Source organism: Exilispira thermophila, assembly GCF_055389015.1.
Window position 1 is genome coordinate 2,014,860 of sequence record NZ_AP042476.1, and the last position, 20,008, is coordinate 2,034,867.

A 20,008-nucleotide genomic window follows, 5' to 3' on the forward strand; every position below is an offset into this window, starting at 1 on the left:
ATTTTACAAATACTCTTTTATTTCATTAATTACTTGCAAACAAATTTGATTTATTTCTTTATTTTCTGTAAATACTACAATATCTGAAATTTCAGCATAAAATTTTTTTCTTGATTCCCACATTTTTTTTAGATTTTTTTTATCAACAATAACTTTTTCGTTTAATATAGGTTCATTATTTAAATTGTCATTTTTTCTCAATTTATAATTAGATTTAAAATCATCTTTTTTATAAGCCAGAGGTCTGACATTACTATCCTTTTCAATTCTAGAAATAGTTGTTTCAAAATTGTTTACAAGCCATACTACAATAAATTTTTTCTTTAATAAATTTCTTATAGATTTATTTAAAATAGCTCCACCACCAGCTGATAAAATAATCTTATCGGTATTATTATCTATTTTATCATAATTATTATTTTGATATCCTATTCTATTTTTTTTGTTCATTTTATAATCATAAGAATTTATTTTTTTATTATTTACATTTTTATACCTGTTTTGCCAATTTCCATTTATTATTTTTTTTAATATTTTCTTTTCAATTTTTCTAAATTTCTTTTCACCATACTTTTCAAATATTTCAGCAATTGGCATATTACAATCTTTTTCAATAATTTCATCTGTATCAAAATATTTAATATTTATCCTTTTATTATTAATCTTTTTATTGATAACACTAATATTATCATTAACCTTTTTCCCAATGGTTGATTTTCCAGATCCCATAAAACCAATTATTGCTATCCCTTTGTTTTTATTCAAAAATTTCTTCTTTGATTTTAAAACATGTTTTTTTATTTTTTCTAAAAGAAAATTATTTTTAATTTTATTATTTTTTAATAAATTACTTTTAGATTTATTATCTTTGTATTTCAATTTATTATTTTTAAATTTATTATTTTCAAATATATTAGTTTTATTTTCAAATGTTTTATTTCTAAATTTACAAAATATATTAAATCCTTCAACTGCCTGTAAAATTAGCCAGTTTAACCCTCCTATAAATTTAAACCCATAAATTCTTGAAAATTCTTGAAAATATGAATTTTTATAATTTGCATCAATTATAATCATATTTTTTTTATTTAATTCATCACATTTACCAAATAGTTTCTGTAAATAATTATTATCAGGAATTGTATTGATTATAACATCATAATTATCAACATCCACTTTAACCAATTTATTAATTTTATCCTGTAAACTATCCAAAATTTTAATATTAAATATATTGTTTTTAAAATCATTCTTTTTATTTTTACAATCAATTTCAGAATTTTCATTATTTAAATTACTATTTTCTTTATAATTTTTGTTATCTTGATATTCAAAATCATAATCTTTTTCTATAAATTGATCTCTCAATTTTATTGCTTTACTTTTTGTTCTATTTAAAATATCCACATTAATCTTTAAATTTATACCATTTTTAGTTAACTTACAAACAATGATATTAATTGCATATAAAACAGAGTATGCAGCACCACCTGCACCCAGAAGTAGAATATTTATATTTCCTTTATTTTTGATATTTTCATTCTGTTGAAAGTAAATATTAAAAACATTATCTTCCAGTATTTTCTTTAGTGCAATTATATCTGTATTAAACCCATAAAGTTTATTTTTGTAGTTAACAATAGTATTGCAAGAGTTAGATTTTTTAACAGGATAATCTTTATAATCAAGATTTGTTAATACTTTTTGTTTTAAAGGGGAAGTGATATTAATATAACTTAAATTAAGTTCTTTTATCAAATTAGTAAGTTCAACTTCATTTTCACATGAAATTTTTAAGTATTTTGCATCAACTTTATATTTTTTAAATAAAAAATCAAAAATAGCTGGACTTAAACTATGTAAAATTGGGTTTCCTGCAACTCCAGATAATATTATCATATATCTATATTAGTTTAAAATAAGAATTTTTTAAAGCTTTATTTTTCAAAATAATATTTGATAAATTCCTCTTTTGTAGGTTGGTCAGAAACAGCTCTTTTATCTTTTGATAAAGCGACATAAGTAAAAGGGGCTCCTTTTTTTACGCTTATTGTTCTTGAAAATAAGCTATATTCCCCCATTGTAAAAAATATAACCCTGTTTTTATAGTTTTTTATTTCACTTAATAGCTTCTTTATATACTTATTCCCTATTTTATTCTCTCTATTAGTTTTATTTTGATTAACATCATACCTTTTCTCTATATAAACTAAATCAATAAAATCTTTCAATTTATCAAAATCTTCTTTTTTTGAATATACTATAAATTTAATAAAATCAGGATTATTTTTTATTATTTTTTTTATAATTTTGTAAGATTCTTTAAATGCAGGAAATTCATTGTAATTATGGTATGAAATAATTAAATATGGAATGTTTGCCAAAATAATATTTTTATTATTAACTTTTGTTTTTATTCTATTGTTAAATTCTAAAAATTCTGATTTGAAATGAAAAAAATATTTAATTAACTCAATATCATCATATTCAATGTCAATATAGGATATATTTGAAAGAAAACAAAAAAGTACCAGTTCTTTCCTTATTTTAAAATTAAATTTATCTTTTTTTATTGTAAATATTACTTTATTCATATAATTAATTATTTTTCGAAGTTTATTAATATCTTTTTCATAATCAAAATCATCAATCAAATCTACTCTTATTTCTACAAAATCAAGGTCTTTAACTAATCTTTTAATCTCTTTGATGTTTTTCCCTTTTATAGTTACACATAATTTTTTATTAAGCTTTTCTTCTTCCACATGCATTATCCTGATTTAATTTTTCCAAAATAGTTATCACTAAACTTTAAAAATTATAATTAATCAGATTCTAAATTTAACAACTTTTGCTTTTCCAATTTCTTCAAGAATTATAAAATTAATTAATTCATTAATACTCTTTTTATCATTTTTTATTATTTCAAAAAGTTTTTGCCAATACCTATCTATATTTAAATATTTTAAATTTAGATATTTGAACTTTTTAGAATCCATTAATGAAACCAGACCATTTATTACAATTTCAAATTCTTGTTCCTTGTCTCCTTCTCTTGTAAATTCTTTATTATTAAAATTAATATTTTTTATATACTCTTTATTACCAATATTGATGTTTTTATTATTAAATATTCTATTATTAAATCTAAAAATTGTATTTTTTGCTATTAATTCAAAATTTTGAAAATCTTTTTTTTGAATATTATCATTAGATATTTCATTATTATCTTTAGAAAAATTCATTTTAAAATAATATTTTGAAATTATTAAAGAAATTATCATACCAATATAAACAGCAATACCATGTTCTATTTTTCCTCTGCTTAATTTTTCTATCGCATGTCCAAAAGTATGTCCAAAATTCAATAAATTCCTTATTCCCTTATCATCAAAATCATTTCTAACAATATTTAACTTTATCTCTATTGAATGTTTAATAAAGTATGTAATTTTATTCAAATTTTCCTTTAACAGATTTAAAAATTCTTTTTCAGTAAAATTTGAATTATTATTAAAAATTTTTTTAAGAAACACAAAAACATCATAAAAGAATTTTTTTTCAGTAATTAACCCATATTTCAAGATTTCAGAAAATCCGCTAAAAATCTGTTTTTTATTAAGGGTAAATAAAAATCCAGGATTTAAAATAATAAAATCTGGACTATTAAAATTTCCAGCAATATTTTTATACATTCCAAAATTTAAACCATTCTTCCCACCAATAGACGCATCAACCATTGAAAGTAAAGTTGTTGGGATAAACCCAAAATTAATTCCTCTTTTATATGTTGAACCTACAAATCCTGTAATATCTGTAACTATTCCTCCTCCAACTCCTACAATTAATGTATTTCTATCAGCTTTTAGTTTAATCAATTTTGACAATATATATTCATAAGTTTTTAAATTTTTATTTTTTTCAGTTGCATTTATTAATATAAAATTTTTTAAAACAACATTTTTAGATGATTTTTGTAATTCACTTAAATTATCTAAATCATTTTGTTTATTATCCTTGTTATCATTTATTTTAAGCAATTCATGAGTGATTAATTTTTTATTAAATATAAGGTATAAATTTAGTAATTCCTCTTTATATAGAGTAAAAACCTTTTTATCAACAATAAAAACTATTTTTGAAACTTGAAAATTTTTATAAACTTTTAAATTTAGAAATGAAACTGCTTCACTATATGAATTTACTATATTAAAAAGGTTGTTATCAATTTTTTTATCATCTATGTTAGTATCATTAACGAATATAATATTATTATTAAATATATTTTTCATAAATTTCCCTATTTATTTAAAATAAATTATATAAGCTATTTTATATAATTTTATTCTAAAGAGTGTAAAATTTTATTCACCTTTTTATATATAATTGCATATTTCTCACAGGTTATCTGCTGTAATTTATCACTTAATGCATTAACTGGATTATTATGAACTTCAATTACAACACCATCAGCACCTGCAGAAGCACCTGCTAAAGTTATTGGTTCAATAAGTTCAGAAATTCCTGTTCCATGAGAAGGGTCAAAGAATACTGGTAAATTTGTTATTTTTTTTAAAAATGGAATTGCAGCAATATCTATTGTATTTCTTGTTGCATTTTCAAAAGTTCTTATCCCCCTTTCACAAAGGATCACTTTACTATTACCATTTACAAGAATATATTCTGCAGCTGATAACAATTCATAATAAGTTGCATTATTTGCTCTTTTCAATAGAATAGGCTTATCTATTTTCCCTGCTTCTTTTAATAGAGGGTAGTTAAACATATTTCTTGCACCTATCTGGATAAAATCAACTTTATCTTTTAATAAATGCAAATGTTCAATTGTAATTGCTTCAGTTATAACAGGAATGTTAAATGTTTCTTTTACTTTTAAAAGGATTTTTAACCCTTTTTCTTCAAGACCCTGAAAATCATAGGGTGAAGTTCTTGGTTTAAATATACCACCTCTAAATATATCAACACCTATCTTAACAAGTTTTTCAGCTATAGTTAAAGCCTGCTTTTCATTCTCTATACTACATGGACCTGAAACAAAAACAAATTTTTTTTTAAAAATTTTCCCAGTATTAGAGGAAGATGCTTCATTAATGTATTTTTTATTAAAAAAAGTATTTAAAAAATTATTATTTTTATTGTCTTTTCTTAGTACAAGATCTAATTTTTTAAATTTTTTATCAAGATTATATTTTTTTAAAAAGTCAAAACAGCTATTATCCATATTCAGAATATAATATAAAAAAAAAATTTTAGAATAAAAATTCGTTCTGTATTTGTTTTAATCTAAAATTTAACCCTTATCTACAATGCTTTTTACTCCTTACTATAAAAATTCTAACTCTTTTTGTTAATAATAAAATTTAAACTATTAAGATATTTAAAAAATAAAATAGATTCTATCATTATTAAAATTTTTCTCACTAGTTCAGTTATCTAATTTAATATTACAATCTATTTAACATAAAAACAAAAACAAGATTTATAAACTATAAGTCTTTGACAACTGAAATCCGTTCAAAAAATTTTAACAATGATAGATAACATTACACAAAATAATTTTAATTAAATATTTGTAAATATAATAATTTTAATTTTTAATATTAACTTTAAAAGCCTCAAAAAAATATATAATCTTTAGACTCTGGATTCTGTAGTAAAGTCGTAAAAATCATTATAGATAATAATGTATTTTTATCATCTTTAGATTAAAACAAATATTTCACTATAATCGTTAAAGAAATAAAATTTTATTCTTTTGTTTAATACTAATTTAAATTTTAAAATCTTCTACATTTATTAATCAAAATTTTTAACTTAATTTATCCTTATTATTTTTAGTATTTTTAATCGTACAAAGTAATAATTCCTCTTAGGTAAGATAAGAACCTCTAAAGTTTAGAGATTTAGATTTGTTAAGAAAATTGTTTCAATTCCTCTTAGGTAAGATAAGAACTTAAAATTTACATTAGGTTATTATAGCTTTGCTGAATTGTTTCAATTCCTCTTAGGTAAGATAAGAACTGTTAATGAATGTTTACAAAATGGTGTCGGTCAAGAGTTTCAATTCCTCTTAGGTAAGATAAGAACTTCTTGAACCTATTGAAGGTTTTAAAAAAGAAATTACGTTTCAATTCCTCTTAGGTAAGATAAGAACAATTTATTCAACAAGATAATTTAGAAGGGGCTGTCTTAGATCTTAAGGCAGTCCTTTTTTTTAAAAAAAATAAAAATATAAAAATTTATAAATTAAAGGAAAAAATAAAAGAATTTTCAAATGAATTATTTAATAAATATAAAAAATAAGGTAAAATTTTTCCTTTATTTAGTTTAAACAACTTTCTAATATTATGTGCTATACTTATTAATCCCCATTCTATTTTTACATTATTTATTCCTCTTAACATAAATCTCCTGAATCCCATATTGTGTTTAATATCTCCAAATACGGTCTCAACTTCTATCTTCCTTCTAAATGATAACTCCTGTCCCATTAATGTTGATAAATTCGATTTAACTTCTGATTTTAATTTTAAAAATACTGGATTTACCCATATATTCTTGTAAGGTTTTCCTTTACTACACCTATCCTGATAAATACAGCCTTTACATCCATTTGTTGAATATACTTTGTATAATTCTAATTTCTTCCTTTTTGTAGATCTTGCAGTATAAACATATTTTAATTCTTTCCCATTTGCACATATAAAACAATCTTTTGACTCATCATATTTCCAATTCTGTCTGTTTAATTTATCCTTTTTAAAACTTCTTTTACTTTCTTTAAAATATCCTGAATATTTAACATAATTATTTATTCCTCTCCTTTTTAAATATAAATAATTATAAGTAGAACCATATCCTGCATCAGTTATTAAATTTGTTGGTTTTCTCCCTGTCTTTGATATTAAACTTTCTAAATGAGGGATTAAGGTGTTTGTATCTGATCTATCTTGATGGATACTATACCACAATATAAATTGATTTTGTGTGCCTATCTGTACATTATAGCCTGCTTTTAATTGACCATTTAACATTGCATCTTCTTTCATCCTCATAAATGTAGCTTCTTCATCTGTCTTAGAATAACTATTACGTCCTTTAAATTTCTTTTCCTGCTCTTCATATCTTTCTAATCTTGGTATATAATCCTGTTTTAACTTCTTAATACTTTTTTTTAATTGTTTGCTCTTTTTATCCTTTTTATCTTCTCCTCCTTCTTTCAATACTTCTTCTAATTCTTTTGCTATCTTTTTTAGTTTCTCTGAATCTAATACTTCCTTTTTACCTTTAGATTCTTCAGACTCTTTTTCTTCATAATATCTATCTTCTTCTTCATTTAAATAATCTATCTCTTTTAATAATTTCTTTACATTTTCTTTAAGCTTCTTTTTGTAATTTTTTATGCTCTTTGACCATACAAAACTATATTTATTCGCATTAGCTTCTATTTTTGTCCCATCTAAAAAATAATTGTTTAAATCTACATAACCTGTTTCATATAAATAGGATAATAATATACTGAATATTTCTTCCAAATGTCTTCCTAACTTCTCTTTCCTGAATTTGTTTATTGTCCTGAAATCTGGATAATTCTTCCCACTTAACCACATGAAATATATATTCTCTCTTAATGCTTTGGCTATCTTCCTTGATGAATATATTTTCTGGGTATAAGCATAAACTATTACCTTTAAAAGCATCTTCGGATGATAACTACTTCTACCACCTCCTTTATAGCTTCTGTAAAGAAAATTTAAATCCATATTTTCTATTAAATCATTTACTATTCTTACTATATCATTTTCTGGTATATATTCTTCTAATCTTTCTGGAAATAATAGTGGTTCATCCTGTATATATCTTTTAAATACTACCTTATTATGTACTTTTGTTCTTCTCTTTTTCATAATTCAATTATAGCAAATAAATTATAAAAAAAAAGAGGTTGTCCCCAAGTTTTGAGACAACCCCCTCTTAGGTAAGATAAGAACTGAAATTGCTTTAAATTTGTCATAATTTAATTTAATGTTTCAATTCCTCTTAGGTAAGATAAGAACTTTATCTCAGACCTTCATATTCCATTTCAAAATAAACGTTTCAATTCCTCTTAGGTAAGATAAGAACCCAACCTTGCCTGTTGATTTGTAAATCCTTGCACATGTTTCAATTCCTCTTAGGTAAGATAAGAACAAGAGGTAATAGGAAGACAAATAAAAAAATATATTTAGTTTCAATTCCTCTTAGGTAAGATAAGAACTTTTAAAAATGGAGGGTTAAAATGTTGATTAATGCGTTTCAATTCCTCTTAGGTAAGATAAGAACTGCACATCCTCGCATACATTTAGTTTACAATACAAAGGTTTCAATTCCTCTTAGGTAAGATAAGAACGGTAAAAGTTTATGTGGTAAATACACTACAATTGATAAGTTTCAATTCCTCTTAGGTAAGATAAGAACTTATATACAAGAAAAATTTAAATTTGCTAAAGAAAGTTTCAATTCCTCTTAGGTAAGATAAGAACGTATTTAATTGATTCATAAAATTTTGTGGTGTTGTGTTTCAATTCCTCTTAGGTAAGATAAGAACTTTAAATTTTTTAAATGACATAAAAGAAGGAAAACTGTTTCAATTCCTCTTAGGTAAGATAAGAACGTTGGAAGTTTCAAAATTTGCTATAACCCACTGCTGTTTCAATTCCTCTTAGGTAAGATAAGAACGAGATGCAATTAAAATGAATTTAGTAGAGGGGTTATAAGTTTCAATTCCTCTTAGGTAAGATAAGAACTTTACAAATTCATCATTTCTGCCTTTTGTATATCCGTTTCAATTCCTCTTAGGTAAGATAAGAACAAATGATTAAAAAAGAAATGAAAAATCTATATTAAGGTTTCAATTCCTCTTAGGTAAGATAAGAACTTGTCGATGATTTTTTGAAAGGTATGCCCGGACATAATCCAGTTTCAATTCCTCTTAGGTAAGATAAGAACACCGACCAAACCTTGCCATTATCAAGATAATTGACCTGTTTCAATTCCTCTTAGGTAAGATAAGAACCAAAAAAATGGAATACTATTGCTTATCCAAGAGACGAGTTTCAATTCCTCTTAGGTAAGATAAGAACTATAGAGAATGAGGGTCAGAATTTTGATATTTTCAAAAGGTTTCAATTCCTCTTAGGTAAGATAAGAACGGAAATGGTTTTAAACATAAAAGAATATTTGTTGTTTGTTTCAATTCCTCTTAGGTAAGATAAGAACTGGACAAAGAGCAAAAGATGGGACTTTTGTTGTATCTGTTTCAATTCCTCTTAGGTAAGATAAGAACATACTGGAAGATAGGAAGGTTATTTATTAGTTTCAGGTTTCAATTCCTCTTAGGTAAGATAAGAACTTCATAAGACTTATTTAAGAAAAAGAGGATTTAAAGGTTTCAATTCCTCTTAGGTAAGATAAGAACAAATCAAAAGGGATAAAATCAACCTTTTTTGAAATGTTTCAATTCCTCTTAGGTAAGATAAGAACAGTTTATATACAAGAAAAATTTAAATTTGCTAAAGAAAGTTTCAATTCCTCTTAGGTAAGATAAGAACGCTTATTATTATTTACAGCATAATCAATTACCAACTTAGTTTCAATTCCTCTTAGGTAAGATAAGAACTGCAGTAACTGGAGAATTGCAAGTTGTTTTTAATACGTTTCAATTCCTCTTAGGTAAGATAAGAACTAAAAAGTTTAACCTGGAATGTGAAAAGACAATATGTTTTGTTTCAATTCCTCTTAGGTAAGATAAGAACCATAATTACTACTGAAAAAATTGTAATGAATTTATCAATTTTGTCAATATCATCATTTTATATAATATCTATTTTTTATTTTAAATAAAGGGATTATAAAATTTTCAAGTTTTCAAATAATTCTGTCTAAGTTCCAGGTTTTTTACATTATTACAGGTCGACAAAAAAAAATTAAAAATAATTAGTAAACAAAAAATTTATATATGGTTCTACTGAAAAAAGGTATCTAAAAGATTTTAATAAAAATGTAAATCATTATTTTAAAAGATATTATTTAAAAATTTATTTATTATATTTAAAAAAATTTAGTTTTTTCAGTAGAGCCATATATTATATTATAAAAACATTATAAAAACTTAATATCTTCTTTTTTATCCTCACCTAAAACTTCTCTTTCTGAATATTGCAAAGTTCGAAATTTATAAATAACAACTGAATCATTATCATCTTTTTTTACAATTTTTTTTAATTCATGTTTTAATTTTTCAAGATTTGCTTTTGTGATTTCACCTTCAAACACTGAATTTTGTACCCATTGTAAATATTTTCTGCAAGTTTTTAGCATTTTTGCTACTCTTTTTTTATTTACATCATAAAAAAGAATTAAATACATAAATATCCTTTCTAATTAAATATTTACCAGTCCATAACAAAAGGAGCATATTCTTTTTCGCCAATTAAATGTTTTTCAATTTTGTAGAGTTCAAGTTTTATTAATTGTCTATAGCTGACATTTTTTTTTAATTTTGAATGTTTAATTGTTTGTTTTAATTTTTCTTCAATATATTGTAAAAATTTTTTCTTACCTTTTTCATTTAATATTATACCTTTTAGATAAGGTTCAAAATCATTTTCTTTCAAAATTCCTTTGTTTATTATTGAAAATATTGTTCTATCTCCTATAACAGGTTTAAAGATTTCAGCCACATCAAGATTTAAAGTAAACCTTCTAAAATTTGTTGAATGCAAATATCCTATCCTTGGATCAAGATGAGTTTGATATATATCAGATAATACATACGAATAGATTAACATATTTGAAAAACTTATTAAAGCATTTATTCTATCAGCGGGTGGACGTTTTTTTCTACTTTTAAATTTAAATAATTTATTTGAAATTATTTTATTAAAGCATGAATAATATTTACTTTTTATTTTACCTTCAATTTCCATCAATTTATTTATTTCCTCTTTATCTTCAATCTTTTTTATATATTCTTCTATTTCATTTATTTTATCATTAAGACTTGTTCCCCTTCTTTCATAATATTTTAATATTTTTAAACTATTTAAAGCAGCTCCTTTTACAAATTTTTTAGCTAACATTAACCTTTTTTTTAAATCAATATAATGTTTTACCTGATTTAATATCATAAAACCAGAATTGTAAAACTCTCTTGGGTAAAAACTACCACTATAATATTCATAATAATTAAAGTAATGTAAAATTAACTTTTTTTGTGATAAAAAATCTAATAATTTTGTATTAAAACTTACTTCACCAAATAAATAAATTTCTTTAACATTTTCAACAGGAATGAATTTTTTCTTTCCATCTTTACTTTCAAAAAATAATGTATTTTCTTTTCTTTTTAAATTTCCTGATGAAAATACATAAAGACTTTGTTTCATTTACTCTTCCATACAACTATTTTTTTCTAATTTAACTCCAGCAAAATTCATTGTAAGAACAATTCTTACAGGCTCTTCTCCATTCTGGTAATGGAGGTTTTTCTTTATTCACTAATTGAGAAATTTCTTTGTGCAATTTTTCTATAAATTCTTTTTCCTCTTTTCCAAATCTTATAGGAATAACTTTTTTTTCTTCTGGAACCCTTATTTCCCCTTTTACAGAATATCCTTTTTTTGATAAAAAATACAAATAGTTGAAAAGTTGAGCTTTACTGGCATCAAGCATTCTTGAACTTTTCTTGGTTTCTATAATAGTAAATACATTACTATCACTTTTTATTATATCTATCTTATTTCCATCAATTAAAATCTCTTTTTTATTTCTATTATAACTTTCTTCAGAAATTAATCTACCAATAGATAAAAATTCATTATATTGATCCCCTGTAATTTGGTGTATTATTAACCAGGCTTGCCTTTTGCAAAAAATATAAGCTTCTATAAGTGAACCTGTTATTTTATATTTTTCCATACTCATAATTCACCAGATATTAGTATTTTCAAAATTCAAATATTTAATACCTTTTTCATAATCATAAACTTCCTCTAAATTATGAAGTTTATAAAAACCATATTTTTCTTCACAATTTCCAGAATTAATTAATTGGTTAAACTCATTTGAATCGGCATATAAAGAAATAATAAATTTTGATAAAATTCCCAGCATAATAATTCTATCAATCTTATCTTTTATAAAATCATCACTTCTATTTTCAACAAGATCACAGTATAATTCCCATACCTTTTCACCATCTAATTGATCTTCATCATTATAATAATTTCTCTTTTTCAAAAAATTAAGTTCTTTTTTATCAAAATGTTTTTTCGAAATTTTTACAGGTACAAAAAATGTAACAATCCTGTTATCATTTTTTATCAGTTTGAAATTTCTATCAATTTCACTAAAATTTAGATTTTTTATGTAATCATCAATATATGAGGATAAATTATCATCAAATAAACCTTGATTATTAAAGTTATTTCTATATTCTATTACCATGTTATAAATTTTATCAAAGTTTTTACTGTTTAAAATTTCCTGTCTTTCATTATTTTGAAGATTTTTTAATCTGTAGTCTTCACCATATATAATTTTTTCATTATCCAGATTAAATAAGAAAAGTTTTGAATCTTTCTTTCTTACATTTCTATTAATTCTACCAGCTAATTGTTCATCAGAATCTATAAGAGAAACATCTTTAAATCCGATATCCATATCTATATCCACACCTGCTTCAACAACCTGAGTTGTGATTAAAAGTATATTCTTATTTTTAAAAACATTACTTTTCAATGAATCTATAATTTCTTTTCTGCGTGGTTCAAGAATTGTTCCAGAAAGAAGAAAAATTTTGTCAAAAAAATTATTTTTATCTTCTACGAAATTCATAAATAAATTTGCACTACTTTTAAAAATAAATTCAATAATGGTATGAACCTTTCCATATATTTTTGAATAATTATATGATTCCGTCAATATTTTTTCCCATAATATCTTAAAATATTGTTCTTTATTATTTTTTTCTATTTTATTTTCATATTCTTTTTTGTTATTTTCATATTTTCCTCTATTATTTTTACATTTTTCTTGATTATCCTTATATTCTTTTTTATCATTTTTACATTTTTCTTGACTATCTTTAGATTCTTTTTTATTATCTTTGTATTTTTCTTGATTATTTTTATAATTTTTTATATTTCCCTTGTTAAATTCATCAAAATTCATCATTGAAAAATCAAATTCTACTCTATTTTTAAAATTAGGATTCTGAAAATATTTATCCTTATTTTCAATAAGATATACAAATTTATTTTTAATAACATTATTTGCATTATTTAACAGTAATTTATCTATTTTTGGCAATGTAGCTGACATAAGTATAAATTTAATATTAAAAAAATAGGCATAATTATTTATAAAATATATAATTTTATCCCATTGTTTAGGGTTATATGCCTGAAGTTCATCAATTATAATAATTGAATTTGCAATCCTATGTAACAAATAATTGGAATATTTAGAATTAGATTTTAAAATATCGAAAAATTTAATATGAGAAATAAGGGCCACAGGATAATTGATAAATTGATAATCAATAATATTTAAATTATCACAGCCATACATATCATCATTTTTAGAAACAAAACCTGTTTTTGAATGAATTTGGACAATATCATTGGTATTTAAATTAAAAGTTTCTTTTACAATATTATAAGTCTGAGTTATCAATGTTGTAAAAGGAAAAACATAAAAGATTTTTGTAATATTATTTTGTTTAAATTCAATATCCTTTTTCAATAATTCAGCTATTGCAATCATAGATAAATTGGTCTTCCCACTTCCAGTTGGTGCTTCTATATAAAAAAGATTTTTATCATAATTTTCTCTGATATTTCTAATAACTTCAATTGCTAAATTTTTTCTTAAAATATTAAGATTTTCATTATTAGCCTCTTCTGGAAACTTTAATTTATAATTATCTACATCTTTAAAAATCTTTTTGTTATAATCTTTTGTAAATTTTATAGATTCTATAATTTTATTTTTTAGCTCTTTATTTAAAATACCAAAATCTTTTTCCATATTCTGCCAACTGTTCATAAAATGTGTTGTTGCATAATAATCTGCAGCTGTAAGAAGAGAATATGATAATTTTATTATTGAAAATAGAGAAAAAGGTATATACTCATACTTTTTTCTTATTTCACTATTAAAATTTAGAATTCGATTTTCAAATACTAAACGAATATTTTGAAGTAGATTTTTATCTTGTATTACAAATTTTAAATCTATTTCTAAGCTATTTATAACTTTAATAAAATCTTCAATAAAATTATCACCAAAATCAAAATTTCTAATAAATTCTATATTTGGTGCATGATGTTTTGATATAACAAAACTAAAAACATATAAAATAAAAAATAGATATCTTTTATCATTGCAATTGGCAATATTATTAATTTTTTCTAAAAAACTCTGAATAAATAAAAAAGCACCTATTTTTGAATGATCACTTCCAGAAGATAAACCCCTTATCTCATTAAATAAAGAATTATTCATTTTTTTATTCTGGAAATTTGGATTTATTTTACCAATATCATGAAATTCTGGAACTGTAAAAAAGATACTTTTTATTATTCTTTTGCATTGTTCTTTTTCAATACAATTACCTGCTAAATTTTCTATTAACTTTTCAATAATTTTTTTAAGCCCGTGTACTTCTATCAAAGTATTAAAATATTTACATACTAAAGCAGTATGCTCATACAAAGTTTCATATCTGTCTTTATTTTTGCTTGTATGAGCAAAATAGTTATTAAAATCTTTAAATTTTAAAATTTCCAGAACCATTTTATAGCAATCCTAAAATAGAAAAACTATACTATCATCATCCAGTTTATATAAATTATCTATTTTGTTTTCTGTTTTTAATTTAAAATTTGTATAAACAAAATCTGCATATTTGTATTGATATAATTTTGTATCAAAACAGACGGGTAATCTTTCAAAATATGCAAAAGTATTCTCTTCCAATCCTCCAGTATTAAAAAAAATATTCAAATTTTCATCTTCATAAATATTTTCCTTTAAGGTAGTCTTTTTTATAAAAATTGTTTTTATTCTAAATGGCATATTAATTTTATTTAATTTATTAAAATTATATTCTTTAACTTTATCTTTATTCCACCAGAGAGAATAATCGTTTTTACCTAAATAGGGTAAATATTCCGCTCTTTGTTCTTTTATAAAATGGTACAGTTTTTTATGGTCTTCCCGTTCAATTTTTAATAATAAGTATATTTTATATGCAGGGTTTATAAGTGTTTGTTCTGATATTATTAAATTTCCACCTTCTTCCTTACTGGCAAAACCAGTTGTGTTGGTGTAAGAAATTACTGTCTTTTGAAAATTTCCTTTATCATCACCTATAGGTTCAATTCCAACAGGTATATTTTGTAATTTCTTATAATATTCAGGGAGCACTCCATTTTCTTTGTATCCTTCTAATCCAATAATTGCCCCTAATATCCCTAAAAGAGCTGGTTTGTGCAACATATTAAATGTTAAATATATTCCTTCATTTATATCAGGTTTTTTGAAAAATCCTTTTTCTGCCCTAATTACAAAACTTATAAGTTTATGCATTCATCATAACTCCCATTATTAATGTATTTCTTTGCCTGTAAAAATATCATATTCTTTACATCCCTCAGGTAAATTTTCCACTACAGTATTAATAGGATTATAATAAACTTCAATTTTATCAAGACTATCTTTATGTTTTTCTAATTCCAGTTTACTCTTATTAAGATCAAAATATCTTTTACTATTCTCTCCGGTATCTTTAACTTCTATCATATTAGTAAAATTTGGTAAAACAAGTTTAGAATCCTGTTTTAATTCTACATAAAAAAGTATTTCATTCTCAGTTCCAACCTTTGAAGCAGAATCATAGTATGTTGCTCCTCTACATAAAGCTTCTTTTAAAAGTTTAATATCTTTTTCAGAAAGATTCTGTGTATTTTCAGCTCCAAGTTTTACTATTTCCTCAAGATTTTTTGGATTTATTGAAAAATGATGGACATAATGCCCTTCTTCCAATTTAGATTGACGACCTATTGTTGTTTGTTCATTTGAACTATCTTCTTTTGAATTAAAAGGGGAGGTAATCTGTTCTGAATATATATTTCCCTCTTTCCATATATTTACACCATGATTAATTTGAACTGGTCCATGTATTGAAATTGCAATATTACCATTTTTTGCTTTTCTTGCAAATGTAGCACCAAAAAGTCTGATATCAATACAGCTCAAGAGATCCCTAACTATAATGGATTTTGTTTCAGTTGCTTTTGTATCAAGTTCTTTATGTTCCGGAAATACTTCTAAAAATGCATGATCCAAACTTAAAGGTTTCATTTCATTATTTAACCTCTTAAAATAAAATACTTTTTCATCAGGATATATATGTTTAAGATAATTTCTAACTGTATATTTCAATGCTTTGTCAGTTGCATAAACCTTACCACTTGGCAAAGTTCTTGGTTGCCCTGTAAAATCTGCATTATAATTGGAATTAATTGCCTTAACCACAACAAAACCATATGCCCTTTTTGTAAAATTATTCATTTTCTCCTCCTCCTATAGAATTTTCTTTTTTATCATAAATTACAGGTGTAGCAAAATATCCGGCTAATAAAAACCTCTGATATTTTTTCAAATTCTCTTTCGTTTCAAATGCCAATACTTGAGATGCAAGTCTTTCAAATCTTCCGTGACCAAAGCTCAATTCATGCTTATAGGTGTTTATAAGTTGTGATATACCACTTTGTAATTGTTCTGCATTTACTTTTTGAATAAATGGTTCTAATAAAGCATGAGTTTTTTCACTTGATCTGCTCTGATTAAACAGAAAATAAATAATCTGACCAGCTCCAAACATAAACTCTTCTATAGATTCAAAATGTTTTGAATCATCATTAGAAACCTCTCTTATTTTGTTTAGTAGTTCCGGTATTTTTGTTGGCATATCTAACCTCCCATAACTATTTACAAAATGATTATATAAACTAAACCAAATATTAAGTTTCTCTTTGATGCTGTAATCTTTAGTATGATATCCTTTAGTATCAATTTTGTCAGATTTAAGATCTGCAATTATACTATTCCACATTATTTCATCCCACATATTAGAATCTATTGCCTCCAGTTTTGATTTATAAACATAATCATAAAATGCTTTTCTATATTTTAAAATCATTTGATAGATTGGTTCACCTCCACTTACATAATCAGGACTTATTTCTTCAAAATATTTGACACTAAAAGTATTTTTTTTATCATCAATTTTTACAAGAAAATTGTTAAAAATTTTTCTTACAATATATGATTCAAAATGAAATATATTATTAATTTCTATTGATTTTTTTTCTTCTCCAGCCTCCATAATTTTATAAATATTTTTTATTACAGGATAATTACCATTATTATCTTTTAACCAATAGCGAAATTTTGATACAAAATCAAAATCTTTAATTTCATATTTATGATTAAAAAATAACAGATAATAATTTTCCAATAAAATATTTTTATTTTTATCAAAAAGTTTTTTTATAATCTGGCTATATGATAATTTCCCATTTTCCTGAAAAATTCTAATTATCTGATCCAATGTTTTAAATTCTTTTTCATCAATAAAAATTGGTAAAGGATTTGGAAAAATATTTCTTTTTAAAAGAATATCAAAATCATTTAAATAAATTGTATCTTCTGCAGCTATTCTTTGAGCAATACCTTTATACATAGTAGCTGTTTTATGTAATAAAAAAGGTTTTTTGGAATTTAGACCATTAAAAAAACCACTAAGCCCATATGTAATATGATCAACATCAATATTGAAATCATTTTTATTAAAAAGATTTTTTTTTAAATATTTGTTGTGAGCTTTCTTATATTCTTCAACAGGATATTTTAAATAAATATTTATAAAAAAATCTTTTTTCATTTTTTGAAATATTTCTAAATCCTCAAGCTTTGACAAATTTTTTTTTAAATATGCTTTGAAATTATTAATATATTGTTTTAATTCATTATTATTATAAATTTTATCACTATTTAAATTAATTTTATCATTATCATAACTAATTTTATTATTACCATAATCAATTTTACCATTATTATCATCAATTTTATCATTATCATAATCAATTTTATCATTATCATAGCTAATTTTATTATTACCATAATCAATTTTACCATTATTATCATCATCAATACATTCAGAAACAGCTTTTTTAAAATAAAAATCAAATAAGCTGGTTATTTTATCAAATCCTTTACCTTTCAACTTATTATTTTCCAGACTTTTCTTTTTAAATGAAATAGCAAATGGTGAACATGAAAATATTTGTTTTTCCTTATCAAAAACTTTATTCATACTTGTTCCAATACGCTGAATATATTTTTCATAATCAAGAATTTTTTTTAAAAAATCACTTAAATTGTTATCATTATAATTTTTATTATCAGTATTTTCCCCTTTATCATCATAATAATCCCAATTTTTACCTTTCTCTCCGGGGAAATTTTTAGCATTCCCTTTTTTATCAAGCTCAACAAAAATATGTAGCCCTTTTGAAGGTTTTTGCCCCATTTCAAATATCATTGGAGATTTTTCATTTAAATATTTCATAAAATTTATTATCTCTCTTATCATCTTAAATTACCTTTAATAATTAATTTTCTTTTAATTAATTTTCTATTTCAGAATTTTTAATTAATTTCCCTTTTGAAAGTTTTAATCCATCTAAATCACTTTTATTTAAATCAACATTTAAATAATAAAAAAATCCATTATCTTCAATTTCCAGATCTTTTCCTTTATACCCCACAGCTTCAACAATTAATTCCACAGGAGAATCAAATTTTTTTTTATTTATTATAATACCTTCACCATTATTTTCTTTTTCAAAACTTATCTTAACATAATTTGCATTTTTAAATTTAGTTAATTCTTTGTCATTTTGTAATTTATCAACCTTTACTAATTCCATTTTACCCAATCCATATCTTGAATCTCCTCCAATTGAAATAATTAATTCTTTTTTAATAAAATCATTATTTTCATTATTATTTTCAATCTGCACAACTCCTACCCAGTAAAGCTGTTTTGTTTTTTCTTTTTCTTCCTGATCTTCTATAAAATCAAACTTTGCTCCCGGTAAAATGACATCTACTTCATGCAAAGATTTATCTTTTGCCATTCTGCTATCTGGAATTATTGCAGTGGAAACAAATGTATCCACAAACATTGCCCTGAATTCTTCTTCAGGATAATTTCCAAGATAAAATTTACCATCTTTATAATAAGGGAATAAAACTTTTTCACCATTTTCATCAAAGCAGGGCCAAAAGCAGGAGATATTTTGAAATATTTTCTGATTTGTCTCGTTTTCCCAATCACTTTTTTCCCAACTTTTTTTTAATCCATAAATATTTGTTAAAGCCCCCCACATTGTCCAGCCTGGAATAAAAACTCGTGTTTCACTTATTACACCATAACTACCAGCACCAACATGTATTGGTTGAATTTGCTTAAAAACAAGTTTATACCAATTTTTATTATCATTCATTTTAATCTCCCATTGCTTTTGCATGATAACGGGCATAGATTAAGATTTTTTCTAAAATCTCACGGAAAAAGAGAAGGTCGGAGAGGTTTTCTGATAATTTTTCAAAAAATTCTTGATTTAACGCTTTCTCAGTATTATCAGTTCCAATAAATTTACTTATTGGCTTAATTTTATTAAGAAATATATCATCAACTTTTTTAGATCTAACATAAACAAAATAAGCATAAACTCCGTCATTTGATAATACGCCAAGAGATTTATCTATTTCGTTCTTATATTTTGTTTTTTCTTTTCCTTTTTCTTTTATTTTTTCAACAATTTGATAACCAATATTATTTATTATAGCATCAAGATTATTGCTCATCTTT

14 protein-coding genes and 2 CRISPR repeat arrays are annotated in these 20,008 nt (G+C 23.3%); all 14 genes read right to left on the minus strand.

Annotation, left to right across the window (positions count from 1 at the left end; genetic code table 11):
• Nucleotides 1-3: 3 nt before the first annotated feature.
• The gene (locus tag ACZ5EC_RS08505) at nt 4-1,899 is read right to left on the minus strand and encodes a shikimate kinase (RefSeq protein WP_464302051.1); all 1,896 of its coding nucleotides are present in this window, start codon (nt 1,897-1,899) and stop codon (nt 4-6) included.
• A 38-nt stretch (nt 1,900-1,937) separates the two neighbouring features.
• Entirely contained in the window at nt 1,938-2,765 is an 828-nt protein-coding gene (locus ACZ5EC_RS08510) for a type I 3-dehydroquinate dehydratase (protein WP_464302052.1), read from the minus strand.
• A gap of 63 nt (nt 2,766-2,828) precedes the next feature.
• Nucleotides 2,829-4,292, minus strand: coding sequence for a 3-dehydroquinate synthase (locus ACZ5EC_RS08515; RefSeq protein WP_464302053.1), 1,464 nt, complete (start codon nt 4,290-4,292; stop codon nt 2,829-2,831).
• Nucleotides 4,293-4,342: 50 nt separating this feature from the next.
• Entirely contained in the window at nt 4,343-5,242 is a 900-nt protein-coding gene (gene aroF, locus ACZ5EC_RS08520) for a 3-deoxy-7-phosphoheptulonate synthase (RefSeq protein ID WP_464302054.1), read from the minus strand.
• A 635-nt stretch (nt 5,243-5,877) separates the two neighbouring features.
• A CRISPR array of direct repeats spans nt 5,878-6,175; the repeat unit is 30 nt; unit sequence GTTTCAATTCCTCTTAGGTAAGATAAGAAC.
• Nucleotides 6,176-6,260: 85 nt separating this feature from the next.
• Nucleotides 6,261-7,928, minus strand: a complete 1,668-nt coding sequence (locus ACZ5EC_RS08525) for an IS1182 family transposase (protein WP_464301953.1) — start codon at nt 7,926-7,928, stop codon at nt 6,261-6,263.
• A gap of 120 nt (nt 7,929-8,048) precedes the next feature.
• A CRISPR array of direct repeats spans nt 8,049-9,815; the repeat unit is 30 nt; unit sequence GTTTCAATTCCTCTTAGGTAAGATAAGAAC.
• Between the two features lie 346 nt (nt 9,816-10,161).
• Complete coding sequence (cas2, locus tag ACZ5EC_RS08530) at nt 10,162-10,428, minus strand: CRISPR-associated endonuclease Cas2 (RefSeq protein ID WP_464302055.1); 267 nt, start codon at nt 10,426-10,428, stop codon at nt 10,162-10,164.
• Between the two features lie 23 nt (nt 10,429-10,451).
• A complete protein-coding gene (cas1b, locus tag ACZ5EC_RS08535; protein WP_464302056.1) occupies nt 10,452-11,447 on the minus strand; it encodes a type I-B CRISPR-associated endonuclease Cas1b in 996 nt (331 codons plus the stop codon).
• A 31-nt stretch (nt 11,448-11,478) separates the two neighbouring features.
• Complete coding sequence (cas4, locus tag ACZ5EC_RS08540) at nt 11,479-11,979, minus strand: CRISPR-associated protein Cas4 (protein ID WP_464302057.1); 501 nt, start codon at nt 11,977-11,979, stop codon at nt 11,479-11,481.
• A gap of 9 nt (nt 11,980-11,988) precedes the next feature.
• The gene (cas3, locus tag ACZ5EC_RS08545; protein ID WP_464302058.1) at nt 11,989-14,859 is read right to left on the minus strand and encodes a CRISPR-associated helicase Cas3'; all 2,871 of its coding nucleotides are present in this window, start codon (nt 14,857-14,859) and stop codon (nt 11,989-11,991) included.
• Nucleotides 14,860-14,871: 12 nt separating this feature from the next.
• Nucleotides 14,872-15,654, minus strand: a complete 783-nt coding sequence (cas5b, locus tag ACZ5EC_RS08550; protein WP_464302059.1) for a type I-B CRISPR-associated protein Cas5b — start codon at nt 15,652-15,654, stop codon at nt 14,872-14,874.
• Nucleotides 15,655-15,672: 18 nt separating this feature from the next.
• Nucleotides 15,673-16,638: a type I CRISPR-associated protein Cas7 gene (locus tag ACZ5EC_RS08555; RefSeq protein WP_464302060.1), complete on the minus strand. Its 966-nt coding sequence runs from the start codon at nt 16,636-16,638 to the stop codon at nt 15,673-15,675.
• A complete protein-coding gene (locus ACZ5EC_RS08560) occupies nt 16,631-18,724 on the minus strand; it encodes a hypothetical protein (protein ID WP_464302061.1) in 2,094 nt (697 codons plus the stop codon). Before ACZ5EC_RS08560 ends, ACZ5EC_RS08555 begins: the two co-directional genes overlap by 8 nt.
• A gap of 34 nt (nt 18,725-18,758) precedes the next feature.
• Entirely contained in the window at nt 18,759-19,640 is an 882-nt protein-coding gene (locus ACZ5EC_RS08565) for a hypothetical protein (RefSeq protein ID WP_464302062.1), read from the minus strand.
• Between the two features lies 1 nt (nt 19,641).
• Complete coding sequence (locus ACZ5EC_RS08570; RefSeq protein WP_464302063.1) at nt 19,642-20,004, minus strand: hypothetical protein; 363 nt, start codon at nt 20,002-20,004, stop codon at nt 19,642-19,644.
• Between the last annotated feature and the right edge of the window lie 4 nt (nt 20,005-20,008).